The sequence below is a fragment of the Methylobacterium sp. Ger2507 genome, from assembly GCF_055231875.1.
Genome location: NZ_JBUYVC010000001.1, coordinates 4,093,389 through 4,119,813, shown reverse-complemented (window position 1 = coordinate 4,119,813; position 26,425 = coordinate 4,093,389). Strand labels below are relative to the sequence as shown.

Below are 26,425 nucleotides of genomic sequence, written 5' to 3'. Positions count from 1 at the left end.
GGGATCGGATGGATCCCGCAGCGAATTCGAGCGGAACCGTCAGTTCGCGCTCGTCCGCGCCGCCAGGGCGGTGACGAAGGACGGCCGCGCCAGGATGGCGTCGACATAGGCCGCCAGCTTGGGCCAGCGCCCGGCATCGACCCGCTCGCCCGCCAGATGCAGGTTGTGGAAACCCGTCACCACCGAGATGTCCGCGATGCTGAAGGCATCACCGACGAGGTAGGGCCCGTCGATCTGCGCCTCCAGGTAATCGTAGATGGGCGGCAGTTCCTCGGTCAGCGCCTTGGTGACGGCGGCCTCGTCGCCGGGCTTGCCCTGCATCTTCGGCTTCACGACCCGGTTGGCGAACGGCTTGATGATCACGTCGAACATCTCGGTGTCGCCGTACTTGTCGAACCAGATCGCGCGGCCGAGCGCCTTGGCGTCGGTCGGGTACAGCGCCGGGCTCGGAACCTTCGCTTCGAGATAAGTCAGGATCGCCGAGGAATCGGCGAGCAGAAAGCCGTCATCGTCGAAAGCCGGGATCTTGCCGAGCGGACTCGCCGCCTGGAAGGCCGGATCCGTGTCGTGGAAGAACAGCGGGATGTGCTCGAAATCCTGGCGCTTCTCGGCCAGGGCGACGAGGACCTTGCGGACGTAGGGCGAATAACCGGTGCCGTAGAGTTTCACGCGGGGGTTTCTCCTGGTGGATGGGGCAGCGTCTGCGCATAGAGACAGCGTAGCCCAACCCCCGGGGGAGCCGTTCGTTCGCTCACGCGTCGGTGAGTTCCACCGTCACCGGTACGTGGTCGGAGGGCTTCTCCAGGCCGCGCAGGTGCTTTTGCACCGAGGCCGAGACCAGCCGGTCGGCGGCCTGAGGCGAGAGCAGCAGGTGGTCGATGCGGATGCCGGCATTCCGGTTCCAGGCGCCGGCCTGGTAGTCCCAGAAGCTGTAGAGGCCCGGCCGCGGATCGCAGGCGCGGACCGCATCCGTGAAGCCCTCGGCCAGGAGGGCGCGGAACGCCGCCCGGCTCTGAGGCAGGAACAGCGCGTCCGCGCGCCAGGCCTCGGGATCGGCGGCGTCCTCGGGCTCCGGGATGACGTTGTAGTCACCGGCCAGGACCAGCGCCTCCTCGGTCTCGCGCAGAGCCCGCGCGTGGGCGCGCAAGCGCTCCAGAAAGCCGAGCTTGTAGGGGTATTTCGGGGTGTCGACCGGGTTGCCGTTCGGCAGGTAGATCGAGGCGACGCGGACCGGCCGCACGCCCTCGCCGGAGATCAGCGCCTCGATGTAGCGGGCCTGCTCGTCGGTGTCGTCGCCCGGCAGGCCGCGGCGGATCTCGGACATGGCGAGCGGTGCCCGGACCAGCAGGGCGACTCCGTTATAGGCCTTCTGACCGAGCGTCTCGACCGCGTAACCCGCCGCCTCGATCTCGGCCCGGGGAAAGCCCTCGTCCTGACATTTCAGCTCCTGCAGGCAGACCACGTCCGGCTTGGCGTCGTCGAGGAACCCGACGAGGTGCCCGACGCGCTGCTTGATCGAGTTGACGTTCCAGGTGGCGATCCGCATGGGCAGGGGGTCTCTGAGGGCGTTTGCGCGCGAAGGTCCGTCATCGGGCCTTCGCTTCCGGCTGGCAAGGCTCGAAGCGGGCAAGGCTCCCGGAGCACAAGGCTTGAGGCCTGGGATGGAGGGCCGGATGGCCGGGGACTGGTGGGCACCGATCTGCGCCTATTGCGAGCGGTCCGATCCGGGCTTCTGGGCGGAGCCGGTCAACGCCCTGTCGAACGGGGCCTTCCTGGCCGCTTCCGCCGCCGTGGTCTGGCGGATTCGGCGCTCGGGACGCTCCGACGGACCGGCGCTGCTCCTCGGCGCCCTGATGGCGGTGGTGGGCCTGGGCTCGTTCCTGTTTCACACCCTGGCGGTGCGCTGGTCGCTGCTGGCCGACGTGATCCCGATCGCGCTGTTCATCCACGGCTACGTCCTGCTCGCCCTGCGGCGCTTCTTCGGCCTCGGCCTCACGCCCGCGCTCCTGGCCACCCTGGCCTTCGCGGCCTTCGGCTTCGGCCTGGAGCCGGCCCTCGACGCGCTCACCGGCCGCTCGACGGAGGTGCTCACCAACGGTTCGGTCGCCTACCTTCCGGCCATCCTGGCGCTGGCGGGCGTCGCCGCCGGCCTGCTGCGGCCCCAGGCTTGTGCCCTCGGCCCGGCCCGCGCCGAGGCCGGGCGGGCGCTCCTGTGGATCGCGGCCCTGTTCTGCCTGTCGCTGACCCTCCGCACCCTGGACCGGGCAATCTGCCCGGTCTGGCCGCTGGGCACCCATGCCCTGTGGCATGTCCTGAACGCGGGCGTGCTCTTCGGGCTGACCCTCACCGCCGTCCGCTACCGCCGGCGCGGTGCGTGACCCGCACGGACGGCGGCGGACCGCCGTTTTGTTGCGCCCCCCGACAATTCGTTGCAGAAGATCGGGCCGCGTCGAGCGCGGCGCACGCATCCGCCGATCGACGCGAGACCCCCGCCGGGTTCACCGCCGGCGCGGCAGGTCCACGGCGCGACAGAGTGACGGACAGACAGCCATGACACAGAGCCTTCGCCTCGGCGTTGCCGGCCTCGGCACCGTGGGCGCCGCCGTCGTCCGCATGGTCGCCCGCCGGGCCGAAGCCCTCGGGCAGACCAGCGGGCGGGCGATTCGCGTCACCGCCGTCTCGTCGCGCGACAAGGGCCGCGACCGGGGCCTCGACCTCGCGGGCGTGAGCTGGTTCGACGATCCGGTGGCTTTGGCGCGCTCGGGCGAGGTCGATTGCGTGGTGGAGCTGATCGGGGGTGCCGAAGGCCCGGCCCGGGCCACCGTCGAGGCCGCCCTCGCGGCCGGCAAGCACGTGGTCACCGCCAACAAGGCACTGCTCGCCAAGCACGGCGCGGCCCTGGCCCGGCAGGCCGAGGCGGCGGGCGTGGCCCTGGCCTACGAGGCCTCCGTCGCGGGCGGCATCCCGGTGATCAAGGCCCTGCGCGAGGGCCTGACCGGCAATGCCGTGTCGCGCGTCTACGGAATCATGAACGGCACCTGCAACTACATCCTGACCCGGATGGAGCGCGAGGGCCTGACCTTCGAGGCCTGCCTCAAGGACGCCCAGGCCCTGGGCTATGCCGAGGCCGACCCGACCTTCGATGTCGAGGGCTTCGACACCGCGCACAAGCTCGCCATCCTGACCAGCCTCGCCTTCGGCACCGAAATCGACGCCGAGGGCGTCTCGGTCGAGGGCATCTCGGCGATCCAGCCCCTCGACCTGACCATGGCGGAGGAACTCGGCTACCGGATCAAGCTGCTCGGCGTGGCCCAGGCGGCGGCCGGCGGCATCGAGCAGCGGGTCCACCCGACGATGGTGCCGAAATCCTCCGCCATCGCGCAGGTCATGGGCGTGACCAACGCGGTCACGATCGACGCCGACGCGGTGGGCGAGCTCACCCTGATCGGCCCCGGCGCCGGGGGCGAGGCCACCGCCTCGGCCGTGGTCGCGGATATCACCGACATCGCCGCCGGCACCCGGCGCCCGACCTTCGGGCGGGCCGCGGCCACCTTGAGCCCGTCGCAGCGCGTCGCCATGCAGCGGCACGAAGGCGGCTACTACATCCGCCTCACCGTGCACGACCGCCCCGGCGTCGCGGCCGGCGTCGCCACCCGCATGGCTGAGCGCGACATCTCGATCGAGAGCATCCTGCAGCGCCGCTCCGAGAGCGCCGCCACGAAGGACCCGCACGGCCGCTCGGGGCAGCCGGTGCCCCTGGTGCTGATCACCTACGCGGCCACCGAGGGCACCATCCGGGCGGCCCTCGATGCCATCGCGCAGGACGGGTTGCTGGCCGAGGCGCCTCAGCTGATCCGGATCGAGCGCGAGTAGCGACGGTTCCGTCCGGTTTGGTACGGTGTGTGGACCCACGACGATAAAGTGCGTGCTCGCGGCGAAACTTCGTGCCTCGCTCGCATTTTAGTTCATAAGGAGCGCCCGTAGAGAGGCGCAGGGGCGCGAGGCTCACATGTCCGGTGGCAATTTGGAATCGCGCGTGCCGGTGGCCCGCTCGCTGACGCTCGAACTCGCGCGCGTCACCGAGCGCGCGGCCATCGCGGCGGCCCGCCTGCGGGGGCAGGGCCGCGAGAAGGAGGCCGACCAAGCCGCCGTCGACGCCATGCGCCTCGAACTCAACCTCCTGCCCATCGACGGCACCGTGGTGATCGGCGAGGGCGAGCGCGACAACGCCCCGATGCTCTACATCGGCGAACGCCTCGGCACCGGCCACGGCCCCAAGGTCGACATCGCGGTCGATCCCCTGGAGGGGACCACCCTCTGCGCCAAGGACATGCCCGGCGCCATCGCGGTGACGGCCCTGGCGGAGGCCGGCTCCCTGCTGGCCGCGCCCGACGTCTACATGCAGAAGATCGCCATCGGGCCCGGCTATCCGGCCGGCCTCGTCGACCTCGACGCCAGCCCGGCCGACAACATCGCGGCACTCGCCCGGCACAAGGGCGTCGATCCGGCCCAGATCACCGCGATCATCCTCGACCGGCCGCGCCACATGCAACTCGTCGCCGCCGTGCGGGCCACGGGGGCGGGCATCCGCCTGATCTCGGACGGCGACATCGCGGGCATCATCCACACCGCCAATGCCGACGCGACGGGGGCCGACATCTATCTCGGCACCGGTGCCGCGCCGGAGGGCGTCATCGCCGCCGGCGTGCTCCGCTGCATCGGCGGCCACATGCAGGGCCGCCTGATCCTCGACAGCCACGACAAGCGCGAGCGCGCCGCCCGGATGGGCATCAGCGATCCGAACCGGAAATACGAGCTGCGCGACATGGCCCGCGGCGACGTCATCGTGGCGGCCACCGGCGTCACCGACGGCGCCCTGCTCAGGGGCGTGCGCTTCAAGCCCGGCATGATCGAGACCGAGACCGTGGTCTACCGCTCGGCCACCGGAACGGTGCGCCGCATGCTGTGCGAGCACCGCCAGGCCGACACCGCTGCGTCGTAGGGATCGGGCGCCGCACGGCGGGCGAACGCGAAGATCTCCCAAACCATCAAAGATCAAGATCGGCGGGCCGAAGACAAACGTCGGTCAGTGCTCGGCGCCGTCAGAGAAAGCACGGCAGAAGTTTCTCACGAAGATTTTTATGGGCCGTGAAACGCTGCTCGTGAGGACCGACGTCGATCTTCATACCTTGGCGCATACCTGGGCTTGAGAAGGTTCTTCCATGAACCCCGGGCCTGTGCCGACGCGGCGGGGCTTCGGACACCCGACGTTCGTTTCGGCAGGCCATCCCATGCTCACCACCATCAAAGGCCGCCTCGTCACGCTCCTCGGCGTGATGGGGCTTCTGCTGCTCGCCGCATCGGGGATCGGCAATCTCGCCCTGTCGGCCAACCACCAGAGCTTCAACGCGGTGTTCGGCGACCGCATCGTGCCGCTGCGCCAGTTCAGCCTGATCCGCGATGCCTATGACGACCTGCTGGCGACTTCGCGCGAACTCCGGAACCGGCACGGGCAGGCCAGCCGCGCGGAGGCGAAGATCGCGGTGGATCTCGGCAGCATCGGGACGCAGTGGTCGGCCTATCTCGCCACCTACCTGACGCCCGAGGAGAAGGACCTCGCCGCCGAGATGCAGCGGCGCATCGACCACAACGGCGCGGTCGCGGCCGACATCCTGCGCCGCCTCGCCGCCGGGGGCACACCGGATTTCGAGGCGACCCATGCGGCGCTGGTGAAGGGCATGGAGGAGGCCAACGCCGTCCTCAGCCGGCTCACCGCCCTGCAGGTCCGCGAGGCGCAGGCCGAGTTCGAGCGGGCCGAGACCGCGTCCGACCGGTCGCGCCTGGCGCTCCTCGTCCTGCTGGCCCTGGCCACCGCCGTGATCGGGGTCGGCCTCTACACCGTGCTGGTCCTGGTGGTGCGCCCGCTCGGCGGTATGACCGGCACCATGGCCCGCCTCGCGGGCGGCGATGTCGACGCCGCCGTCGCGGGGGCGCACCGCCGGGACGAGATCGGCGCGATGGCCCGCGCCGTCCAGGTCTTCAAGGACGCGATGATCGCCAAGCGCGACGCCGATGCCGCCGCGGCCGTCGAGGGCACGGCGAAGATGCGCCGGGCCGAAACCCTGGACGCGGCCACGCGGGCGTTCCAGGCCCAGGTCTCGCATCTGACCCATGGTCTGTCCTCCGCCGCCACCGAGATGGAGGCGACGGCGCGGGCCATGAGCCGCACCGCCGACCAGACGGCCGACCAGGCCTCGCGTGCCGCCTCGGCCGCCGGGCAGACCTCGGCCAACGTCCAGACCGTGGCGGCCGCGAGCGAGGAGATGGCCTCCTCGATCGGTGAGATCGCCGCCCAGGTCGCCCGCTCGACGGCAATGGCCGAGCGGGCCGCCGAGAACGCCGCCGCCACCGACACGATCATGCTCGGCCTCGCCGAGGGCGCCGAGCGCATCGGCACGGTGGTGGGCCTGATCTCCGGGATCGCGGCCCAGACCAACCTGCTGGCGCTCAACGCCACCATCGAGGCGGCCCGCGCCGGGGAGGCCGGCCGGGGCTTCGCCGTGGTGGCGGGCGAGGTCAAGAAGCTGGCATCCCAGACCGCCCGGGCCACCGCGACGATCTCCGATCAGATCACCACGATCCAGGGTGAGACCCGCCAGGCGGTCGCGTCGATCCGGACCATCGGGGCGACCATCGGCGAATTGCGCAGCATCGCGATGGGCGTCGCGGCGGCGATGGAGGAGCAGGGGGCGGCCACCCAGGAGATCGTCCGCAACGTGAACCAGGCCGCCCAGGGCACGCACTCGGTCACCCTCAGCATCGGCAGCGTGACCCAGGCCGCCGGCGAGACCGGTGCGGCGTCCTCCCAAGTCCTGGCCGCCGCCTCCGAGCTGTCGCGCCAGTCCGAACAGCTCGGGGCCGAGGTCGCGGGCTTCCTCGCCACGGTCCAGGCGGCCTGACACCGTAGACAGGCTGGCTGGGCTTGAGACAGGCTGGCTGGGCTTGCCGGGAGCCCGTCTTTCGCGGCTGATGCCGGTGATCGCGAGCGCGTGTGGCATCGGGAGAACGGATGAGCGGGTCACATGACGACCGGTCGGGATGGGGGACGCGACGCCGGTTGCTCGCCGGCGGTCTCGGGGCCGCAGCGCTCGGCGCCCTGACATTCGGCGTTTCGATGTTCGGCGTCGGGACGCGGTCCGAGCCATCGGAGGCGGGGCGGCGGAACCGGGAGATCGCCGACGCGCACTTGGCCAAGCGCCTGCCGGCGATCCGCGCGGCGCTGGCGGAAGCGGCTCCAGGCTTCGTGTTCCTGGCGGGCAACTCGCATGCCGAGCTTGTCGGCGACGTGCTGGCGCGGCGGCCGGACGTGGTCAACGGCGGCATCGGCGGCACCTCGGCCCGCCGTTATGCCGACGTGATCGACGCGTTGGTCTTCCCGGTCCGGGCCGGAATCGCGGTGCTGTTCGTCGGCACGAACGACATCCTGCGCCGGGCCGATCCCCTGTCGACGCGCACGTCCGGCGGATTCGAAGCGGCGGTGGCGCGCATCGTCACCGGGCTGGCGGCGCAGGCGGATCGCGTGCTGGTCGCCGCCGTGCCGCCGATCGGACCGGAGGCGCGAACGGGGCGCGATCCGGCGGCGGTGGCCGCCTACACGGCGATCCTGGAGCGGCTCTGCGCCCGGCACGGATGCCGGGTCTTCGACCCGTTCGCGGAGTTGCGCGACGGGGAACCGGGGCTCACCACCCTGGCGGTGCCGCCGGACGGCGTGCACCTGCAGGACTACGAGGCCCTGGCAGCCGGGATCGCGGCCTATCTGCGGGCGATGGCCGCCGACCGAGCGCCGGACTGAACAGCCGGGCCTTAGTTGAACAGCGACCCGACGCCACCCTGGACGCGGCCGAGGCCCTGCTTGGCGATCGGGTTGCCGGGCTCGATCTGCGCGGCGCGCTGGTAGCTCTCCGTCGCTTCCTTCTTGCGGTTCGACTTCTCGTAGGCGAGGCCGCGATAGGCCCAGGAGGTCGCGTCCTTGTTGTTGACGTTGAGGGCCGCGTTGTAGTCCTCGATCGCCTTGTCGTACTGGTTGGTGGCGATCAGGCTCTGGCCCCGGGCGGCGTAGGGCGCCGCCACGAAGGGGTTGCGGTCGATGGCGGCGTCGAAATCCGCGATGGCCTGGGTGTTCTGGCCCTGCTTCTGCCGGACGAGCCCACGGGCGTGGTAGGCCTCGGCCGATTCCGGCGCGAGGCGGATCGCCTGATTGAGGTCGGTGGTGGCGCCGTCCAGGTCGCCCTGGGCGCGCAGCACGTTGGCGCGGCCGATATAGGCCGGGGCATAGTTCGGATCGGCCGAGATCGACTTCGAGAAATCCTGCAGCGCGGCGTCATTGCGGCCGATCTGGCGGTTGGCGAGCGCGCGGTTGTTGTAGGCCGAGGCCGAGTTCGGGTCGATCTGCACCGCCTTGGTGAAATCGCCGATGGCGTCGTTGAACTGGCCGGCCCGGGCATAGGCCGCGCCGCGCGTCACGTAGGCGGCCGCGTCGTTCGGGTTGCGCTGGATCACGTCGGAGAGCGAGGCGATGTTGACCGTGGTGGCGCCCGTCTGGTCGGATTCGAGCACGGCGAACTGGCGCGACGCGGTGGCGCCGCCGCCATAGGTCTCGCAGCCCGCCAACGCGGCCGCCACGAGCGCCGTGGCCCCGATCAGCCCCGCCTTCGATGCCCGCAGCTTCAAAACCGTCATGGTCCTCGCTCCCCCCGGCATCGCGCGCGATGCCGCCCCCGAATCGATCGCATCCCCGCCCGGCATCCGCCTGGGCGGAACCGGGTGCGCCGGCACCCTCCCGCATCGCGGTGAATGCGCGCTTAAAATCGGCGACAGGTCCCGCTCAAGCGTTCGGATGTGGCGAAGGTATGTCCCGCCGGAAGCCGCGCTTCCGAAAGCATCGCGGACCGGTCAGGCCGGGGTCGGGTGTAGCAAACGGGCCGCGGTTTCGGGCCGGAATCAGGTCTTCGGCAGCAACTCGGTGACGTGCCCCATCTTGCGGCCGGGCCGGGCCTCGCCCTTGCCGTAGAGGTGGAGATGCGCGCCGGGGCGGGCCAGGATTGTGGCCCACGCATCGACATCGTCGCCGATCAGGTTGTGCATCGCGACCGCCATGCCGCCGATCCGCGACGGATCGCCGAGGGGCCAGCCGCACACCGCACGGACATGCTGGTCGAACTGAGAGGCGGTCGCCCCCTCGATGGTCCAGTGACCGGAATTGTGAACCCGTGGGGCGATCTCGTTGACCACGACCCGAGCGGGGCCATCCGCCTGGGGCACCAGGAACATCTCGACGGCCAGCACGCCGACATAGTCGAGCGCCTCGGCGATGCGCCGGGCGATGCCGATGGCGGCGGCCTCCGTCTGCGGCGCGATGCCGGGGGCGGGCACGCGGGTGACCGCGAGAATGTGGTCGCGATGCTCGTTGGCGCAGGGGTCATAGGCCGCGAACGCCCCGTCGGCGCCGCGGGCGGCCACCACCGAGACCTCCGCCTCGAACGGCACGAAGCCTTCCAGGATGCAGGGCGCGCCGTTGAAGTCGGCCAAAATCGCCGCCGCGTCGGCGTCACCCTCGGCCCGGATCATGCGCTGACCCTTGCCGTCATAGCCGAAGCGGCGGGTCTTCAGCACCGCCGGACGGCCGATCTCGGCCAGCGCCCGGGTCAGGTCCTCGGGCGTGTCGACGGCCCGGAACGGTGCGGTCTCGATGCCGAGATCGTTGATGAAGCGTTTTTCGGTGAGCCGGTCCTGGGTCGTCGCCAGGGCGGCGGCGTTGGGATGCAGCGGCGCCTTGGCGGCCAGGGCTTCGGCGGCCTCGGCCGGGATATTCTCGAACTCGTAGGTGACCACGTCGACGCTGGCCGCGAAGCGCGCCAGGGCGGCCACGTCGTCATAGGCCGCGACCGTGCGCTCGGACGACACGTCGAAGGCCGGGCTGTCGGCGTCGGGGGCGAAGATGTGGACCTTGAGGCCGTAAGGCGCGGCCGCGAGGGCGATCATGCGGCCGAGTTGGCCGCCGCCCACGATGCCGAGGGTCGCGCCGGGCTGGAGGGGAGGGCGTGCGGTCACGAACGGGGACTTCTCAAAACGGGCTGCTTTTCCAGGAGTCACGAGGCTTCAGGGGAGATCGCTGCGCGGCGTCTCGGCGACGCTGGCCGTCTGCGCGGCACGCCAGGATTCGAGCCGCGCGGCGAGGTCCGCGTCGGTCAAAGCCAGGATGGCGGCGGCGAGCAGGGCGGCGTTGACCGCCCCCGCCCGCCCGATGGCGAGGGTGCCCACCGGGATGCCGGCCGGCATCTGCACGATGGAGAGCAGGCTGTCCTGGCCGGACAACGCCTTCGATTCGACCGGCACGCCGAGGACGGGGAGGGACGTCATCGCCGCCGTCATGCCCGGCAGGTGGGCGGCGCCGCCGGCTCCCGCGATCACAACCTGGAAGCCTTCCGCCTTGGCGCCCTTGGCGAAGGCCACGAGGCGGTCGGGCGTGCGATGGGCCGAGACGATGCGGTCGTCATGGGCGACGCCGAGCGCATCCAGCGTCTCGGCCGCATGCCGCATGGTCGCCCAGTCCGACTGACTGCCCATGATGATCGCGACCGGGGAGGCTCCCGCCATCGTCGTCACATCCCTTCGCGCACATGCGAGACAAGCCGGGCGACGTGCCGAGGCTACCGGAACGCCGAATACAAAAGCGACGCCGCGCCCGCAAGGGAGCAGGCCAGCGCGGCAGCACGCCGAGGCACCCCCGTGATCAGGCGATGATGTCGGGGGTGATCTGGTCCTCGAGATAGGAGATCCGGTCGCGCAGGGAGAGTTTGCGCTTCTTCAGGCGCTGGATCTGGAGCTGGTCGGCGATCACGCCGAGTTCGAGGGCATCGATCGCCCCGTCGAGGTCGCGATGTTCCTGCTTCAACCGCGCCAACTCGTCGGCCGGTTCCACCGAGGCATCGTTATCGAACTGAACCGCCATCGCACCTGATGTCCCGGGCCACCGTCATGGGGGACCATGCGACAGCCGGTCGGCCCCGGCAAGAACCCGGCCGGGCTCCTGCACAACCATCCGCGGACTCGACCCCGCGCCTGCGCAAAGATCCATCACGCCAAAAATTCATCACGCCAAAAATCCAGCAAGCATGGCCGTCGATACCCTTCGACAGCCGGCTGATCATATGCCAGTCTGGCCCCGTCGAAACGAGACAGGAGACACAGCTCATGTCACTGCAGACGCACCTGACCCAGCTCGCCCGCAAGCACGAAGCCCTCGAGCGGGAGATCCACAACGCCACCGTCCGACCCTCGGCGAACGACCTGCGCATCGCAGAGCTCAAGAGACGCAAGCTCCACCTCAAGGACGAGATGAACCGCCTGCGAACCGATACCGACGCGCTGCATTAGCGGCCGTCCCGTTCCTCCCTCGTAGTCTCTAGAGCGTTCGCCGCCGCCGCTGGTCTCCAGGGCGGCGGTTTTCGTTGGGAAGGGACTTTTGTTGGGAAGAGACTCTGTGCCGCTGGTCTCCAGGGCGGCGGTTTTCGTTTCAGATCCTTCAAGCACCACCGCCGGGCAGTCCGGCGGCGAAAAGTCCGGTAGAGTGCCGGGCAAACCGGCGCGCACGACCGGTCGCCCGCAGGATACGCGATGGACGCCACGCCTCACGCCCCGAACCCGCGGCCCGGCCGCTATGCCGAGACCCACGCGGCCTCGCTGGCCGATCCGGAGGCCTTCTGGCTCGACGCGGCACGGGCGATCGACTGGGCCAGCCCACCGACCCGCGCCTTCGATCCGACGCTCGGCGCCTATGGCCGCTGGTTTCCCGACGCGACCCTGAACGCCTGCCACAACGCCGTCGATCGCCACGTCGCCGCCGGGCGCGGCGACCAGGCGGCGATCCTGTACGATTCGCCCGTCACCGGCACGAAGCGCCGAATCACCTACGCGGAGCTGCGCGATTCGGTGGCGGTGCTGGCCGGCGCGCTGCGCGATCTCGGAGTCGGGCGGGGCGATCGCGTGGTGATCTACATGCCGATGGTGCCCGAGGCCCTGTTCGGGATGCTTGCCTGCGCCCGGCTCGGAGCCGTCCATTCCGTGGTTTTCGGCGGGTTCGCCGCCAACGAGCTGGCGATCCGCATCGAGGACGCCGCCCCGAAGGTGGTGCTGGCCGCCTCCTGCGGCATCGAGCCGAGCCGCGTCGTCGCCTACAAGCCGCTGCTCGACGCGGCGCTGGCGGCCTCGACCCACATACCGGCCGCCTGCCTCATCCTCCAACGCCCGCAGGGCCCGGCCGATCTGGTGCCGGGGCGCGACCACGACTGGGCCGAGACGGTAGCGCGGGCCGCCGCCGCGGGCCGGGAGGCCGCATGCGTGAGTGTGGCGGCCACCGACCCGCTCTACATCCTCTACACCTCGGGCACGACGGGGAAGCCGAAGGGCGTGGTGCGGGACACCGGCGGCTACTGCGTGGCGCTGGCCTGGTCGATGCCCAACCTCTACGCCGTGGCGCCGGGCGAGACCTACTTCTGCGCCTCCGACATCGGCTGGGTGGTGGGCCATTCCTACATCGTCTACGCGCCCCTGCTGCAGGGCTGCACGACGGTGCTTTACGAGGGCAAGCCGGTCGGCACGCCCGATGCCGGCGCCCTGTGGCGGGTGGTCTCGGATAACGGCGCCGCCTGCCTGTTCACCGCGCCGACGGCGCTCCGGGCGATCAAGAAGGAGGACCCGCGGGCCGAGCGGGTCGGCGCCTACGACCTCTCGGCCTTCCGCACCCTGTTCCTCGCCGGCGAGCGGGCCGACCCCGATTCGGTGGCCTGGGCCGAACGCACCCTCGGCCGACCGGTCATCGACCATTGGTGGCAGACCGAGACCGGCTGGGCCATCGCGGGCAATCCGGTCGGCCTCGAAGCCTTGCCGGTCAAGCACGGCAGCGCCTGCGTGCCGATGCCCGGCTACGACCTCAAGGTCCTCGACGAGGCCGGCAAGCCGGTGCCCGCCGGCACCATGGGTACCATCGCGCTGAAGCTGCCCCTGCCGCCGGGCTGCCTGCCGACCCTCTGGGGTTCGGAGGCGCGCTTCCGGTCGAGCTACCTCGCCACCTTCCCGGGCTGGTACGACACCTCGGATGCCGGCATCGTCGATTCCGACGGCTACGTCACCGTGCTGGGGCGCACCGACGACATCATCAACGTCGCCGGGCACCGGCTCTCCACCGGCGGCATGGAGGCGGTGCTGGCGAGCCACCCGGACGTCGCTGAATGCGCCGTGATCGGCATCCGCGACGCCCTGAAGGGCGAGCAGCCCTGCGGCTTCGTCGTGCTGAAATCGGGCGTGGACCGGTCGACGGCGGCGATCGAGGCCGAGCTGGTGGCCCTGGTCCGCGACCAGATCGGCCCTGTCGCGGCCTTCAAGCTGGCGCTCACCGTGCAGCGGCTGCCGAAGACGCGCTCGGGCAAGATCCTGCGCGGAACCATGAAGCGCATCGCCGACGGCGAGCCCTGGACGACGCCGCCGACCATCGACGATGCCGGCGTCCTCGACGAGATCGGCGCCAGCCTGAAGGGCCGGGGGATCGGAGGAGGCGGATCGGGGCAGGGGAACCGATCGGGCGGGTAGCCAAGCGCGCGCCGACGCGCCACCTATGCGGGGACGCCGCCGCGCATGCAGCCAGGCCCGTGGCCCAGCCAGCATGCATCCAAGCCGGAGCCCCGCATGAATGCCCGCCTGTTCGAGCCGCTGCGCCTCGACGACCTCACCCTCGACAACCGCATCATCGTCGCGCCGATGTGCCAGTACTCGGCCCATGCGGGCGAGGCCGGCGATTGGCACCTGATGCATCTCGGCCAGATGGCGATGTCGGGCGCCGGCCTCCTCACCCTGGAGGCGACCGCGATCTCGCCGGAGGCCCGCATCTCGCCCACCGACCTCGGGCTCTATTCCGACGAGACCGAGCGGGCGCTCGGCCGCGTCCTCGATGCGGTTCGGGGCTATGCGCCGGTGCCGATCGCCATCCAGATCAACCATGCGGGCCGCAAGGCTTCCAGTCGCGCCCCCTGGGACGGCGGCGCCCAGATCGACCCGGAGGCTCCGGACGGCTGGCGCACGGAAGGCCCCTCGGCCCTGGCGCACGGGGACGGCGAGGTCGTGCCCCACGCCCTCGATTCGGAGGGGCTGAAGCGCATCCGCGACGGCTTCGTCGAGACCGCGCGGCGCGCCCTGCGCCTCGGCGTCGACGGGTTCGAGCTGCACGGCGCCCACGGATACCTCCTGCACCAGTTCCTGTCGCCGCTCTCGAACCAGCGCACCGACCAGTATGGCGGCTCGCTGACCAACCGGATGCGGTTTCCCCTGGAATGCTTCGAGGCGGTGCGCGAGGTCGTGCCGGCCGGCAAGCCGGTCTGGATGCGGGTCTCGGCCACCGACTGGGTCGAGGACGGCTGGACACTGGAGGAGACGGTGGAATTCGCCCACGCCCTGAAGCGCCGGGGCGCGGCGGCGATCCACGTCTCCACCGGCGGCCTCTCCACCCGCCAGCAGATCCCGCTCTCGGCGGGATACCAGGTGCCCTTCGCCGAGCGGATCAAGGCCGAGACCGGTCTCACCACCATCGCGGTCGGGCTCATCACCGAGGCGGCCCACGCCGAATCGATCCTCAAGGAGGACAAAGCCGACGCGGTCTCGCTGGCGCGCGCCCTGCTCTACAACCCGCGCTGGCCCTGGCACGCGGCGGCCGAGCTCGGCGCGCAGGTGCGGGCGCCCCGGCAGTACTGGCGTTCGCAGCCGCGTCAGTTCAAGGACCTCTTCACCGATACCCGGCACGGACAGCGCTGAGCGAGCCCGGCGAAACCTCCCGGCCCTCGGCCGCTTCCCTTCTGTCACCCCGCCGCGGCGGGCGTTTCGCGAGAGACACACGGCATGGACGACGACGACGTCACGACCTTCGCGGTGGAGCGGGTCCGCCTCGACATTGAGAATGGCATCACCCTGATCTCGGGGGCCGACGACGAGGAGGAACCGGCGGGCTACTTCATCATCCAGATCGAGAAGGGCGATCCGGACGGGCCGCTGATCGAGGTCTTCGGCGAGGACCTGACCCAGTCGGACGGCGTCACCGGCCTCGAACTCGGCCTGCGCCACATGCGCTTCGACTTCGACCCGCGCAGCACCATCGGGGCCGAGATGCCCTGCGTGCGGATCGAATCACGCACCGAGATCCCCGAGGGCGTGCGCGCGCGCCTCTCGGTCGCCTTCGGCAAACGGGCCAGGCGGGCCTGACACTCATCCATCACAGAGGCGAGGAGGCGTTCCGTGGAGACCCGAGCCGTGGCGATCAAGGTCGGCGACTACGTCGCATCCGACGACAACGAGGCCACCATGACGGTGGTGGCCCTGGACGGGGACCGGGCCCTGTGCCGCTGGTTCGTGGACGGCGACGTCGATGGCGACGAGCAGGAGGCCTGGATCGACCTGACCGCCCTGACCGTTCTCTAGGACGGAGAGCAACCCGGGAGGGGACATGTCCGAGATCGAGGACAAGCGGCATGAGATCGCCGAACTGATCGCGCTGGAGCTGGGCTTCGGCGACCTCGACGCCGCGAGCGCGGCCGATCGGGCGGTCATCGAGCGGCAGACCGACGAGACCATCGCGGGCTGTGCGGCGGACAGCCCGGAGCCGGCCGACTGCACCGAGGCCAACATCCGCCTGCGCGGCCTGCTCCAGCAGTACCGCGCCCTCCAGATTCTTCGTGACGACCAGATCCTTCGCAGCGATGAGGCCGATGCACGGCTGGCGGAGGAGGGCGAGGTCTTCAGCCGCGAGGACGATGCCTGAGGCCGGAGGTCAGCGCGCCACCGCTCCGACCATCGGGCCGAGGGGGCGGCTGATGTCCTGGCGCTTCATCGACGGGGCATAGAGGCTCGACACGCTGCCGTCGAGAAACAGCGCGTTGCGGCAGCCCAGGCCGTCCTTGAACAGGCGCGCGAAGGCGCCGAAGCTCACCGGACGCTCCGAGATCGCGAACACGGCGGTGCGCCCGTCGTCGCGCACCCCGACGCCGTTGCGGATCTTTTGGCTCGGGCCGTCGGCGGAGATCTTGGGATGGATGTGCCCGTCCACCACGAGCATCGGGCCGGATTGCGTGGCGAAATCGGGCTTGGGCGGGCTGCGCAGGTAGCGGCCCGTCTCCATCACCCCGGCCCGGTCGCCCTTCACCCAGAAGATGCCATTCGGCTTGAGATGGAAATTGCCCGGCCCGTTGGCGGTGGAGACGCCCTTCAGCTCGCGCCCGTCCTCGATGTAGAGCCCGACCGGGGCCTGACCTTTGTCGTACATGCCGGCATTCATGGCGAAGCGGAGGGACGCGCCCTGCTTCTCCGCCAGAGTCGAGAGCGAGGAATAGGGCAGGCCGTCCGCCCCGAGCCAGAACAGGCGCACCCGCTCACGCCGCAGGTCGACCGTGCACACCGTATAGGTCTCGCCCTCCGCCAGGACGGCGCGGCAAGGTGCCGACACCGCGGAGGACACCGGGGCAGGGACCGACGCCGCTTTGGGAGGGGAGGCCGGAGCGGCGAATGCCGTGCCGGTCAGCGCGAGGCCGAGGCAGGCGGCGCGGATCAGGGTCCGGACCTGACCCGGAGAACGGCTCGTCCCAAGGCGAGCCCGCGCGACACCCTGAACCATCATCATCCCGCATGTCCGCCGACCGCGCGCCGAGGGATCGCGGCGGTGGCCCGCTTCCTCGCCCGAAACCGACGCTGATTTCAAGAGCGCCCGCACGCGGGCAATGGGTCAAGTGCGCCCGCACGCGGGCGACGGGCGGAGGTGGGTTTCACGAAAGCGGGAGGGATGCAACGCACCTGAACCGTTTCCGGTGCCACGGCGTTCTCAGTCATAAGGGGACTGTTTTCGATTCTCTCGGAGTATCCTGCGATGAAACGAGTGGTTCTGGCCTCTGCGGCCATGATCGGCGCCCTCGCGATGATCCCGGCCACGGTCGAGGCCCGCGGCTTCCATGGTGGTGGTTTCCACGGCGGCGGATTCGGCGGCGGTGGGTTCCGGGGCGGCTTTGGCGGCGGCGGTTTCCGGGGTGGCTTCGGCGGCTATCGCGGCGGCTTCGGGGGATACCGCCATGCCGGATTCGGCGGCTACCGCGGCGGCTTCGGTGGTTATCGCGGCGGCTATTACGGCCGTGGCTATGGACGCGGTTTCGGCTACGGTCTCGGCGGCCTGGGTCTCGGCGTCGGCCTTGGTCTCGCCGCCGGCGGTCTCTACGGTGGCTACGGCCCGGGCTACGGCTACGGCTACGCCCCCGTCGGCTACGGGGCCTACGATTACGGCTACGGCGGCGGCTGCTACACTGTCCCGCGCGTGCGCTGGACGCCTTACGGCTATCGCCGGGTGCTGATCGAGCGCTGCTACTGAGCCGTTCCGGCGACACGGAAAGGGCCGCTGCGTGCGGCCCTTTTTCGTTGGGCGACGGATTTCCGGCCGATCAGCGACGCCGCTCGTCGCGGCGCTCCATCTTAACGACGCCGCTCGTCGCGGCGCTTGACCTCAGCGACGCCGCTCGTCGCGGCGCATCACCTCAGCGACGCCGCTCGTCGCGGCGCATGGGCATCGCGTCGATGGTGTCGAACAGCGCACCGGCCGCCAGCGGAGATGAGTCGGTCCGTTTCGCCCCGCCGTCCTTACCGACCAGGACGACCCGGAACGTACCGCCCGGCAAACCGAGTGCGCCGCGCAGCCGATGGGCCTCCGGGGTGTCGCCGATGGCCTCCAGGGTTACCAGGTCCCGCTCCCTCACACCCGGCGCGGCCTTCGCCAGAATGGCGCGCTGCGCGGCGAGGTTCGGATCGGCGGCGTCGGGCGCCGAGAGCACCAGAACCCGCGAGACCCAGCGATACCGGGCCAGCGCATCCTCTGCGGCCTCCGCCGCGCCGATCCCCAGCAGCGTCGCACCGATCATCAACCCCAGCCGCATCCGCGTCCTCCCGCCTGAGCGTTCCGATCGGACAACGCGCAACCGCCCCGCGCGGAACCCGGCGCCCGGTTCGTGCGGTCGATTCGACGCGTCGTCTTCGCCCCGCTGCATCCATTTTCGCAATCCGGCCCCCGTTCTCGTTCATGGAACCGCGTTGCGCATTCATCGACGTTTTCTGTTCTTTCGCGTTGCCCATTTTCCGCGTTGCCCGTTTTTCCGCGTTGCCGGCTCTTCCGCCATGTCTGCCATCCGCGTTGTTGACTGCATGCCGGGCCGGCCGTGCCCACCTTCTGGCCCACTCACCCGTTCGTCGATTCGCCCGCCATCGCGCAGGCATGAGAATCCCCGGAGACGCCATGACCGCCGTTCCTGCGACCACCCTCAATCGCCGCATCGTCCTCGCCGCCCGCCCGCACGGCGAACCGAACGCGTCGCACTTCCGCCTGGAAGAGGCACGGATGCCGACCCCGCAGGCCGGCGAGGTGCTGCTCGCCAACCGCTATCTCTCCCTCGATCCCTACATGCGCGGCCGCATGAGCGCGGCGAAATCCTATGCCGAGCCCGTCGCGATCGGCGACACCATGGTGGGGGCCACCGTGGCTGAGGTCGCGGCCTCGAACCATCCCGATTACCGCGTCGGCGAATGGGTGGTGGGGTTCGGCGGCTGGCAGGATTTCTATACCGCGGCGGGTGAGGGCCTGCGCAAGCTCGATCCCGAAGCGGCCCCCGTGACCACCGCCCTCGGGGTCCTCGGGATGCCCGGCATGACCGCCTATACGGGCCTCCTCAACATCGGACAGCCCAAGGCCGGCGAGACCGTGGTGGTGGCCGCCGCCGCTGGACCGGTCGGCTCCCTCGTCGGGCAGATCGCCAAGCGCAAGGGCGCGCGGGCGGTGGGCATCGCGGGCGGCCCCGAGAAATGCGCCTATCTGCGCGAGACCCTCGGTTTCGACGTCGCCCTCGATCACCGGGCCGAGGATTTCCCCGACGCCCTGGCGGCCGCCTGCCCGGACGGCATCGACGTCTATTTCGAGAATGTCGGCGGGGCGGTGTTCGATGCGGTGCTGCCGCTCCTCAACACCTTCGCGCGTATCCCGGTCTGCGGTCTCGTCTCCGGCTACAGCGCCACCGAACTGCCGCCCGGGCCGGACCGGATCCCGCTGCTAATGCGGGCGATCCTGTCGAAGCGCCTGCACGTCCAGGGCTTCATCGTCTGGGATTTCGCCGCCCAGGAGCGGGACTTCCTCGCCGAGGTCGGCAGCTGGCTCCGCGACGGGCTGATCGTCCACCGTGAGGACATCGTCGACGGCCTGGAGAACGCCCCCGACGCCTTCGCGGGCCTGCTGAAGGGGCGCAACTTCGGCAAGCTCCTCGTGCGCCTCGGGTGAGGCCGAGGGCAAGGCGCATCCCCGCGATGCGCCTTGCCAAAAGATGAGAACAAATATAGAACGTGAACCTGCGCGAATCCCGTGAGAGTCACGGGGACAGTTCGCTGGCCGCGATTGCCCGGAGCCGTTCGGAAGCTCATGAAAGGCGACATCGCGGCCGCCGGGAGGACGGGTCCCGGAGCTGCGGCGCATCGTGAGATCGATCGGTAGGAGAGAGCGGCATGGCCGGCAGCGTGAATAAGGTGATCCTGGTGGGCAATCTCGGGCGCGATCCCGAGACGCGGCGCCTCGCCTCCGGCGATCCGGTGGTGAACCTGCGCATCGCCACATCCGAGTCCTGGAAGGACAAGATGTCGGGTGAGCGCAAGGAGAAGACCGAATGGCACTCGGTGGTGATCTACAACGAGAATCTCGCCCGCGTGGCGGAGCAGTACCTGCGCAAGGGCTCGAAGGTCTATATCGAGGGCCAGCTCCAGACCCGCAAATGGGCCGACCAATCCGGCGCCGAGAAGTACACCACCGAGGTGGTGCTGCAGCGTTTCCGCGGTGAGCTAACGCTCCTCGACGGGCGCAGCGGCGGCGGCGAGATGGGCATGGACGAAGAGGGCGGCGGCCAGATCAGCCGCGGCGGCGATTTCGGCGGCGGTGGCGGACGCGGCGGCGACCGGGGCGGGGATTACGGCGGTGGTGGCGGTGCCGGCGGCGGCCGCTCGTCCGGTGGCGGCGGCGATCGCCGGCCCGCATCGGGTGGGGGCAGCGGCGGCTCCAAGCCGAACTTCGACCTCGACGACGATATCCCGTTCTAGAGTTTGTCAGGGATCAGGGGAAACCGGTGATCCCGACCAGACACACGAGAACGGAAGACTCCCGGGCCAAGGTCTTCAAGGCCACGCGCCGTACCGAAGATCGTCCCTCACGGATCAGCCGAGCCCTCGCGGCGGCTGACGGGCGCGGCACCGGGGGTGTCGCGCCCGTTCGCGTTCGGCGGACGGCCGTCTCTCGCCACCCCCGCACGAAAGCGTCCTGGGCGACGCCTGCGCAAACCGTTGGCTGCCAGAGGGTTAAGGCTGATTTGGTGGCCTGCGCCATCGAAATGCGCTATGGCTTTGGGCAGGACCATGCGTGGCCCGGCCCGATCGCCGGTGATGCGCACACACATCCCGTGAGCGGGCGCGCCTGACCGGCGCCGCCGACGCTCCGGGCCTTCGTATCAGCAGAGACCGAAGACCTTGGCAGACAACGAACTTCCGGGCGCCGGCACGCCGCCGCCCGCCTCCGATATCAAGCCCGTCTCCATCACCGACGAGATGAAGCGCTCCTACCTCGATTACGCCATGAGCGTGATCGTGAGCCGGGCGCTGCCGGATGCGCGCGACGGCCTCAAGCCGGTGCACCGGCGCATCCTCTACGCGGCCTACGAGAGCGGGCACCTGCCCGAGCGCAAATACGTCAAGTCGGCCCGCATCGTCGGCGACGTGATCGGTCTCTACCACCCGCACGGCGACCAATCGATCTACGACGCCTTGGTCCGCATGGCCCAGGACTTCTCGATGCGCCTGATGCTCATCGACGGGCAGGGCAATTTCGGCTCCGTCGACGGCGATCCGGCGGCGGCCATGCGCTACACCGAGTCGCGTCTCGCCAAGCCCGCCAACGCGCTGCTGGCGGATATCGACAAGAACACCGTCGACTTCCAGCCGAACTACGACGAGTCGCGCGAGGAGCCGACCGTCCTGCCGGCCCGCTTCCCCAACCTGCTGGTCAACGGCGCCGGCGGCATCGCGGTGGGCATGGCCACCAACATCCCGCCGCACAATCTCGGCGAGCTGATCGACGCCTGCGTCGCCCTCATCGACGAGCCCGGCCTGTCGATCGAGCAGCTCACCGAGATCGTGCCCGGCCCCGATTTCCCCACCGGCGGTTCGATCCTGGGACGGGCCGGCACGCGCCAGGCCTACGCCACGGGGCGCGGCTCGGTCATCATGCGGGCCAAGTCCCACGTGGAAGAGCTGCGCAAGGAGCGCGAGGCGCTGATCTTCACCGAGATCCCGTATCAGGTGAACAAGGCGACTCTGATGGAAAAGATCGCCGAGCTGGTGAAGGAGAAGCGCATCGAGGGCATCTCCGACCTGCGCGACGAATCCGACCGCGACGGCATGCGCATCGTGGTCGAGATCAAGCGCGACGCCATGGCGGACGTGGTGCTCAACCAGCTCTACCGCTTCACCCCGCTGCAATCGTCCTTCGGCTGCAACATGGTGGCGCTGAACGGCGGCCGCCCCGAGCTGATGAACCTGAAGGACCTGCTCCAGGCCTTCATCGATTTCCGCGAAGAGGTGGTGTCCCGCCGGACCAAGTTCCTCCTCAACAAGGCGCGCGAGCGCGCCCACGTGTTGTGCGGCCTCGCCATCGCGGTCGCCAACATCGACGAGGTGATCCGCCTGATCCGGACCTCGCCCGACCCCAACAGCGCCCGCGACGCACTGATGGCGCGCGACTGGCCGGCCCACGACATCGCGCCGCTGATCGCCCTCGTGGACGATCCGCGCCACCGGGTGTCGGATGACGGCACCTATCGCCTGTCCGAGGTCCAGGCCCGCGCCATCCTCGACCTGCGCCTGCAGCGCCTGACCGCCCTCGGGCGCGACGAGATCGGCGACGAGTTGAAGAAGCTCGCCGACGAGATCGCCGACTATCTCGACATCCTGCGCTCGCGCCTGCGCATCATGGGTATCGTCAAGGACGAGTTCGCCGAGGTCCGCGAGGCCTACGCCACCCCGCGCCGGACCATGATCCTCGACTGGGACGCCAACGTCGAGGACGAGGACCTGATCCAACGCGAGGACATGGTCGTCACCGTGTCCCACGCGGGCTACGTCAAGCGCGTGCCGCTCTCGACCTACCGGTCCCAGCGCCGCGGCGGCAAGGGCCGCTCCGGCATGGCGACCCGCGACGAGGATTTCGTCACCCGCCTGTTCGTGGCCAACACCCACACGCCGGTGCTGTTCTTCTCGAACCAGGGCCAGGTCTACAAGGAGAAGGTCTGGCGCCTGCCGATGGCGGCGCCGAACGCGCGCGGCAAGGCGCTGGTCAACATCCTGTCCATGGATGCCGGCACCGAGCGCATCACCACCATCATGCCGCTGCCGGAGGACGAGGCCTCCTGGGAGACCCTAGACGTCATGTTCGCCACCGCCAGCGGCGGGGTCCGGCGCAACAAGCTCTCGGACTTCGTGCAGGTGAACCGCGCCGGCAAGATCGCCATGAAGCTCGATGAGGGTGACCACATCGTCCACGTGGAGATCTGCCGCGCCGACCAGAACGTGCTGCTCACCACGCAGGCGGGCCAGTGCATCCGCTTCCCCGTCGAGGATGTCCGCGTCTTCAAGGGCCGCGATTCCACCGGCGTGCGCGGCATCAACCTGGCCAAGGACGACCGCGTCATCTCGATGACCATCCTCAACAGCTTCGACGCCAGCCCCGAGGAGCGCGCCGGCTACCTGAAGATGCGGCGCGCTGTGATCGGCGACGGCGTCGAGGGCGAGGAGACGACGAGCCCCGAGGCGGAGGAGGGCGTCGCAGAGGCCAGCGCGATCTCGCTCGATCGCTACAACGAGATGGGCGCCAACGAGCAGTTCGTGCTTACGCTGTCGGAGCGCGGATTCGGCAAGCGGACGTCGTCCTACGAATACCGGACCTCGGGCCGCGGCGGCAAAGGCATCACGGCCATGCGGGTCAATGCCCGCAACGGCAACCTCGTGGCCTCCTTCCCGGTCCAGCCCTCCGACCAGATCATGCTGGTCACCGATGGCGGCCAGCTGATCCGGGTGCCGGTGGACGACATCCGCATCGTCGGCCGCGCCTCGCAGGGCGTGACGGTGTTCAACACCGAGAAGACCGAGAAGGTCGTGTCGGTGGAGCACATCGAGGGCGAGGACGAGACCGAGGGCGGCGACGAGGCCGCGTAGGCCACGGCGCACGGCCACGAACGAACGACACGGGCGGGCCTTCGGCGGAGGACCCGCCCGTATCGTTTCCGGGCTGAAGGGTTGCTTCGCGGCTGAGGGGTTCCCTCCCGGCTGAGGGGTTCTCTCCGGGCCGGAGGTTCCGTTTCGAGACGAAATGCTCTACCCCGGGCCGCGATGATCCGCACCGCCCTCTATGCCGGCTCGTTCGACCCGGTCACGAACGGACACCTCGACGTCATCCGTCAGGCGTGCCGGCTCGTGCACACCCTCGTCATCGCCATCGGTGTGCATCCCGGCAAGGCGCCGATGTTTTCGCCCGAGGAGCGGGCGGAGCTTCTGCGCCTCACCTGCGAGCCCCTGGCCGAGGCCGAGGGCACGGCGCTGACGATCGTGACCTTCGACGACCTCGCGGTGACGGCGGCGCGACGGGTCGGCGCCAGCGTCTTCATCCGCGGCCTGCGCGACGGCACCGACCTCGACTACGAGATGCAGCTCGCGGGCATGAACGGCGCCATGGCGCCGGAGGTGCAGACCGTGTTCCTGCCTGCGTCCACGGGCGTCCGGCCCATCACCGCCACCCTGGTCCGCCAGATCGCCGCCATGGGTGGCGATGTTTCGCCGTTCGTGCCGCAGGTGGTGGCGACGCGCCTCGCGCAGCGCTTCGGCACGGCCTGAACGCCACTGATTCCCTCCGTCACGTCCAACGAGAGACCGCTGATTCTCATGACTTCTGGCAAAAAGACTTTCGGACTCAACCGCCGGGTCGCCCTTCTGGCCGTGGCCGGCCTGCTGGCGACCGCACCGGCGGCGCGGGCGGCGGACGAGAACACCGTCTACCTGGACACCAAGGACGGCCGCGTCACCATCGAGCTGCGGCCCGAGCTGGCGCCGAAACACGTGGCGCAGCTCAAGACCCTGATCAAGCAGGGCTTCTACAACGGCCTCAAGTTCCACCGGGTGATGGACGGCTTCATGGCCCAGACCGGCGACCCGAAGGGCAACGGCACCGGCGGCTCGAGTCTGCCCAACATTCCGGCCGAGTTCTCGCAGGCCTCGTTCCGTCGCGGCACGGTCGGAATGGCCCGCTCGTCGGACCCGAATTCGGCCAATTCCCAGTTCTTCATCTGCCTCGGCGACGCGCCGTTCCTGAACGGCCAGTACACGGTGGTGGGGCTGGTCTCCTCCGGGATGGAGGCCGTCGACGCGATCAAGAAGGCCGCCCCGGGCGCGCCCGGCGGCGCGGTCCAGAACCCCGACAAGATCGTGAAGATGCAGATGGCACAGGGGGCCAAGTAAGGTGCGGCAGGGCGGCCTGCGGAGCGCCCTGATCGGAGCGGCCACGCTCACGGTCTCGGCCGTCGCGCAGGCCGCCCCGTCGACCGGCCCGCTGAGCCTTCCCGAAACCCTGCGCGGCACCGTCCGGGTGCCGGTCCCGGGCCGGGCGGACGCGCGGTCGCCCGCTGATACGCTCCGAAGCCTGTATCCCGTCCTCGCCGCCTGCTGGAAAATCCCGCAGGGGCTGACGGGTTTGGGGCGCGCCGAGATCACGACCCGCTTCGCGCTCCGGCGCGACGGCAGCGTCATCGGCGCGCCGCGCGTCACCTACGCGACGCAGGATTTGGATACCCGTGCCGACCGCATCCTCACCGATGCGACCCTGGCGGCGATCCGGCGCTGCACGCCGGCCCGGATCACCCCCGCCCTCGGCGCGGCCATTGCGGGGCGCCCCATCGCGCTCCGCTTCATCTACCAAGGACCCAAGGGACAAGGAGTCTAGACCCATGGCAGAGACCGAGACCATCATCCTGGAGACCACCAAGGGCCGCGTCGTGATCGGGCTCCGCCCCGACCTCGCCCCCAGCCACGTCGAGCGCCTGAAGACGCTCGCCGGACAGGGCTTCTATGACGGGGTGCCGTTCCACCGCGTCATCGACGGCTTCATGGCCCAGACCGGCGACCCGACTGGCACCGGCTCGGGCGGCTCCGACCTCCCCGACCTGAATGCCGAGTTCAACGCCGAGCCGCACGTGCGCGGCACCTGCTCGATGGCCCGCACCAACTTCCCGCACTCGGCCAACTCGCAGTTCTTCATCTGCTTTGGCGATGCCCGCTTCCTCGACAAGCAGTACACCGTCTGGGGCAAGGTGGTTGAGGGCATGGACGTGGTTGACACCCTGAACAAGGGCGAGCCGCCGCGCACCCCCGACAAGATCGTCAAGGCGACCGTCGGCGCCGCCTGATCCGACCCGGATCGACCGGTCTTCGGGGAACGCTTCTTCGAGAACGGTTCTTGGGGAACGGTTCTTGGGGAACGCTTCTTCGGGAACGATCGATCTTGAAAGACGTGTCCGCGCGAGAGCGCGGGCACGTCTTTCGTTTTACGGGGTCCGTCCTCAATTCCCGCCGCACCCGGTCCCGTCGCCGACCGGCCGGGCGATCACGGCCCGGCCATGTCGGCCAGGACCGCCTCCGCCGCGACCAGGTCCTCCGGCGCATTGATGTTGGCGAACGGATCGTAGGGTTCCACCGGCCACGATACCGCGACGGCCGCGTGGCGCCTCAGGAAGGCGCCGACCCGGCGCTCGCCCCGCACCACGAGGGCCTCGCGCAAGTCCGCCCGCAGGGCCACCGGCCACAGCGCCACCGTGAAGTGTTCGCGCGCGCCCGAGGCCGCCATCGCGATGGTGCCGACCGGTTCGGCCGCGTCGGCGAGTCGGGCGACGAGGTCGAGGGGCAGGAACGGCGCATCGCCCGAAACGCTGGCGAGATGGGTCACCACCGGATGGTGGGACGCCGCGTGATCGAGGCCGGCGAGAATGCCGGCCAGGGGACCCGGGTGGTCCGGAACGCCGTCGGGCACGACCGTGCCGGGAAACCCCGGAAACCGCGCCGGGTCGCCATTGGCGTTGAGGATCAGGCCGGCCCCGCATTGCGGCGCCAAGCGCGACACCACGCGGTCGAGGAGGGTGCGGCCGCCGAGCTGGCGCAGCGGCTTGTCGCCGCCGCCCATGCGTCGCGAGAGCCCTCCGGCGAGGACGACGCCCAGCACCGGTGGCAT

The 26,425-nt window shown here is 70.1% G+C and carries 28 protein-coding genes; 19 read left to right on the top strand and 9 right to left on the bottom strand.

Going from position 1 to position 26,425, the window contains the following annotated elements; translation table 11 throughout:
• Window positions 1-39: 39 nt before the first annotated feature.
• Both ACV7NL_RS18980 and xth read right to left on the bottom strand, forming a co-directional pair.
• The gene (locus ACV7NL_RS18980; protein WP_056184154.1) at window positions 40-669 is read right to left on the bottom strand and encodes a glutathione S-transferase family protein; all 630 of its coding nucleotides are present in this window, start codon (window positions 667-669) and stop codon (window positions 40-42) included.
• An 82-nt stretch (window positions 670-751) separates the two neighbouring features.
• Complete coding sequence (xth, locus tag ACV7NL_RS18975) at window positions 752-1,546, bottom strand: exodeoxyribonuclease III (RefSeq protein ID WP_056482173.1); 795 nt, start codon at window positions 1,544-1,546, stop codon at window positions 752-754.
• A gap of 127 nt (window positions 1,547-1,673) precedes the next feature.
• Here xth and ACV7NL_RS18970 point away from each other — a divergent pair, with 127 nt between their 5' ends.
• The 5 genes from ACV7NL_RS18970 to ACV7NL_RS18950 all read left to right on the top strand — a co-directional run bounded on the left by ACV7NL_RS18970 (window position 1,674) and on the right by ACV7NL_RS18950 (window position 7,852).
• Complete coding sequence (locus tag ACV7NL_RS18970; RefSeq protein ID WP_463356484.1) at window positions 1,674-2,378, top strand: ceramidase domain-containing protein; 705 nt, start codon at window positions 1,674-1,676, stop codon at window positions 2,376-2,378.
• Window positions 2,379-2,550: 172 nt separating this feature from the next.
• On the top strand, window positions 2,551-3,873 hold the full coding sequence (locus ACV7NL_RS18965) for a homoserine dehydrogenase (RefSeq protein WP_463356483.1): 1,323 nt from the start codon (window positions 2,551-2,553) through the stop codon (window positions 3,871-3,873).
• Between the two features lie 136 nt (window positions 3,874-4,009).
• Window positions 4,010-5,002 carry a class II fructose-bisphosphatase gene (gene glpX, locus ACV7NL_RS18960; RefSeq protein ID WP_056184148.1) on the top strand — a complete coding sequence of 331 codons (993 nt, stop codon included), beginning with the start codon at window positions 4,010-4,012 and terminating at the stop codon, window positions 5,000-5,002.
• 289 nt (window positions 5,003-5,291) lie between these two features.
• Window positions 5,292-6,959 carry a methyl-accepting chemotaxis protein gene (locus tag ACV7NL_RS18955; protein ID WP_463356482.1) on the top strand — a complete coding sequence of 556 codons (1,668 nt, stop codon included), beginning with the start codon at window positions 5,292-5,294 and terminating at the stop codon, window positions 6,957-6,959.
• Between the two features lie 110 nt (window positions 6,960-7,069).
• Complete coding sequence (locus ACV7NL_RS18950) at window positions 7,070-7,852, top strand: SGNH/GDSL hydrolase family protein (RefSeq protein ID WP_463356481.1); 783 nt, start codon at window positions 7,070-7,072, stop codon at window positions 7,850-7,852.
• Window positions 7,853-7,863: 11 nt separating this feature from the next.
• Here the strand turns inward: ACV7NL_RS18950 and ACV7NL_RS18945 are convergent, their stop codons facing one another.
• From ACV7NL_RS18945 to ACV7NL_RS18930, 4 genes are all read right to left on the bottom strand, one after another.
• Window positions 7,864-8,739, bottom strand: a complete 876-nt coding sequence (locus ACV7NL_RS18945; RefSeq protein WP_056184142.1) for a tetratricopeptide repeat protein — start codon at window positions 8,737-8,739, stop codon at window positions 7,864-7,866.
• A gap of 261 nt (window positions 8,740-9,000) precedes the next feature.
• On the bottom strand, window positions 9,001-10,110 hold the full coding sequence (locus ACV7NL_RS18940; RefSeq protein WP_348772984.1) for a 5-(carboxyamino)imidazole ribonucleotide synthase: 1,110 nt from the start codon (window positions 10,108-10,110) through the stop codon (window positions 9,001-9,003).
• A 48-nt stretch (window positions 10,111-10,158) separates the two neighbouring features.
• Window positions 10,159-10,656 (bottom strand): 5-(carboxyamino)imidazole ribonucleotide mutase, encoded by a 498-nt coding sequence (gene purE / locus ACV7NL_RS18935; protein ID WP_247635497.1) that lies wholly within the window; start codon window positions 10,654-10,656, stop codon window positions 10,159-10,161.
• 136 nt (window positions 10,657-10,792) lie between these two features.
• Window positions 10,793-11,011 carry a YdcH family protein gene (locus ACV7NL_RS18930; protein ID WP_056184136.1) on the bottom strand — a complete coding sequence of 73 codons (219 nt, stop codon included), beginning with the start codon at window positions 11,009-11,011 and terminating at the stop codon, window positions 10,793-10,795.
• A gap of 242 nt (window positions 11,012-11,253) precedes the next feature.
• On the opposite strand from ACV7NL_RS18930, the gene ACV7NL_RS18925 reads away from it, so the two are divergent.
• From ACV7NL_RS18925 to ACV7NL_RS18900, 6 genes are all read left to right on the top strand, one after another.
• Complete coding sequence (locus ACV7NL_RS18925) at window positions 11,254-11,436, top strand: YdcH family protein (RefSeq protein WP_056184134.1); 183 nt, start codon at window positions 11,254-11,256, stop codon at window positions 11,434-11,436.
• Between the two features lie 240 nt (window positions 11,437-11,676).
• Entirely contained in the window at window positions 11,677-13,647 is a 1,971-nt protein-coding gene (locus tag ACV7NL_RS18920) for a propionyl-CoA synthetase (RefSeq protein ID WP_463356480.1), read from the top strand.
• 96 nt (window positions 13,648-13,743) lie between these two features.
• Complete coding sequence (locus ACV7NL_RS18915) at window positions 13,744-14,862, top strand: NADH:flavin oxidoreductase/NADH oxidase (RefSeq protein ID WP_463356479.1); 1,119 nt, start codon at window positions 13,744-13,746, stop codon at window positions 14,860-14,862.
• Between the two features lie 84 nt (window positions 14,863-14,946).
• Window positions 14,947-15,306 (top strand): hypothetical protein, encoded by a 360-nt coding sequence (locus tag ACV7NL_RS18910; RefSeq protein WP_056184127.1) that lies wholly within the window; start codon window positions 14,947-14,949, stop codon window positions 15,304-15,306.
• A gap of 33 nt (window positions 15,307-15,339) precedes the next feature.
• Window positions 15,340-15,522: a hypothetical protein gene (locus tag ACV7NL_RS18905; protein ID WP_056184125.1), complete on the top strand. Its 183-nt coding sequence runs from the start codon at window positions 15,340-15,342 to the stop codon at window positions 15,520-15,522.
• 25 nt (window positions 15,523-15,547) lie between these two features.
• Window positions 15,548-15,862 carry a hypothetical protein gene (locus ACV7NL_RS18900; RefSeq protein WP_056184123.1) on the top strand — a complete coding sequence of 105 codons (315 nt, stop codon included), beginning with the start codon at window positions 15,548-15,550 and terminating at the stop codon, window positions 15,860-15,862.
• Between the two features lie 9 nt (window positions 15,863-15,871).
• Here ACV7NL_RS18900 and ACV7NL_RS18895 read toward each other — a convergent pair whose 3' ends face one another.
• Complete coding sequence (locus ACV7NL_RS18895) at window positions 15,872-16,717, bottom strand: phosphodiester glycosidase family protein (RefSeq protein WP_463356478.1); 846 nt, start codon at window positions 16,715-16,717, stop codon at window positions 15,872-15,874.
• A gap of 243 nt (window positions 16,718-16,960) precedes the next feature.
• On the opposite strand from ACV7NL_RS18895, the gene ACV7NL_RS18890 reads away from it, so the two are divergent.
• Complete coding sequence (locus ACV7NL_RS18890) at window positions 16,961-17,452, top strand: hypothetical protein (protein WP_056482203.1); 492 nt, start codon at window positions 16,961-16,963, stop codon at window positions 17,450-17,452.
• 163 nt (window positions 17,453-17,615) lie between these two features.
• On the opposite strand, the gene ACV7NL_RS18885 is transcribed toward ACV7NL_RS18890, so the two are convergent.
• On the bottom strand, window positions 17,616-18,011 hold the full coding sequence (locus tag ACV7NL_RS18885; protein ID WP_056482206.1) for a DUF4174 domain-containing protein: 396 nt from the start codon (window positions 18,009-18,011) through the stop codon (window positions 17,616-17,618).
• A gap of 356 nt (window positions 18,012-18,367) precedes the next feature.
• Between ACV7NL_RS18885 and ACV7NL_RS18880 the strand changes: the two genes are divergently transcribed.
• The 7 genes from ACV7NL_RS18880 to ACV7NL_RS18850 all read left to right on the top strand — a co-directional run bounded on the left by ACV7NL_RS18880 (window position 18,368) and on the right by ACV7NL_RS18850 (window position 25,607).
• Window positions 18,368-19,399: an NADP-dependent oxidoreductase gene (locus ACV7NL_RS18880; protein WP_056482209.1), complete on the top strand. Its 1,032-nt coding sequence runs from the start codon at window positions 18,368-18,370 to the stop codon at window positions 19,397-19,399.
• Window positions 19,400-19,620: 221 nt separating this feature from the next.
• Window positions 19,621-20,205 (top strand): single-stranded DNA-binding protein, encoded by a 585-nt coding sequence (gene ssb, locus ACV7NL_RS18875; protein WP_056184115.1) that lies wholly within the window; start codon window positions 19,621-19,623, stop codon window positions 20,203-20,205.
• Between the two features lie 501 nt (window positions 20,206-20,706).
• Window positions 20,707-23,367: a DNA gyrase subunit A gene (gyrA, locus tag ACV7NL_RS18870; RefSeq protein ID WP_443136753.1), complete on the top strand. Its 2,661-nt coding sequence runs from the start codon at window positions 20,707-20,709 to the stop codon at window positions 23,365-23,367.
• A gap of 174 nt (window positions 23,368-23,541) precedes the next feature.
• Window positions 23,542-24,042, top strand: coding sequence for a pantetheine-phosphate adenylyltransferase (coaD, locus tag ACV7NL_RS18865; protein ID WP_056482212.1), 501 nt, complete (start codon window positions 23,542-23,544; stop codon window positions 24,040-24,042).
• A 48-nt stretch (window positions 24,043-24,090) separates the two neighbouring features.
• Window positions 24,091-24,663, top strand: coding sequence for a peptidylprolyl isomerase (locus tag ACV7NL_RS18860; protein ID WP_056184108.1), 573 nt, complete (start codon window positions 24,091-24,093; stop codon window positions 24,661-24,663).
• 1 nt (window position 24,664) lies between these two features.
• Window positions 24,665-25,144 (top strand): hypothetical protein, encoded by a 480-nt coding sequence (locus ACV7NL_RS18855; protein ID WP_463356477.1) that lies wholly within the window; start codon window positions 24,665-24,667, stop codon window positions 25,142-25,144.
• A 4-nt stretch (window positions 25,145-25,148) separates the two neighbouring features.
• Window positions 25,149-25,607: a peptidylprolyl isomerase gene (locus ACV7NL_RS18850; RefSeq protein WP_056184106.1), complete on the top strand. Its 459-nt coding sequence runs from the start codon at window positions 25,149-25,151 to the stop codon at window positions 25,605-25,607.
• A gap of 197 nt (window positions 25,608-25,804) precedes the next feature.
• Here the strand turns inward: ACV7NL_RS18850 and mobA are convergent, their stop codons facing one another.
• Window positions 25,805-26,425 carry a molybdenum cofactor guanylyltransferase MobA gene (gene mobA, locus ACV7NL_RS18845; RefSeq protein ID WP_056482215.1) on the bottom strand — a complete coding sequence of 207 codons (621 nt, stop codon included), beginning with the start codon at window positions 26,423-26,425 and terminating at the stop codon, window positions 25,805-25,807.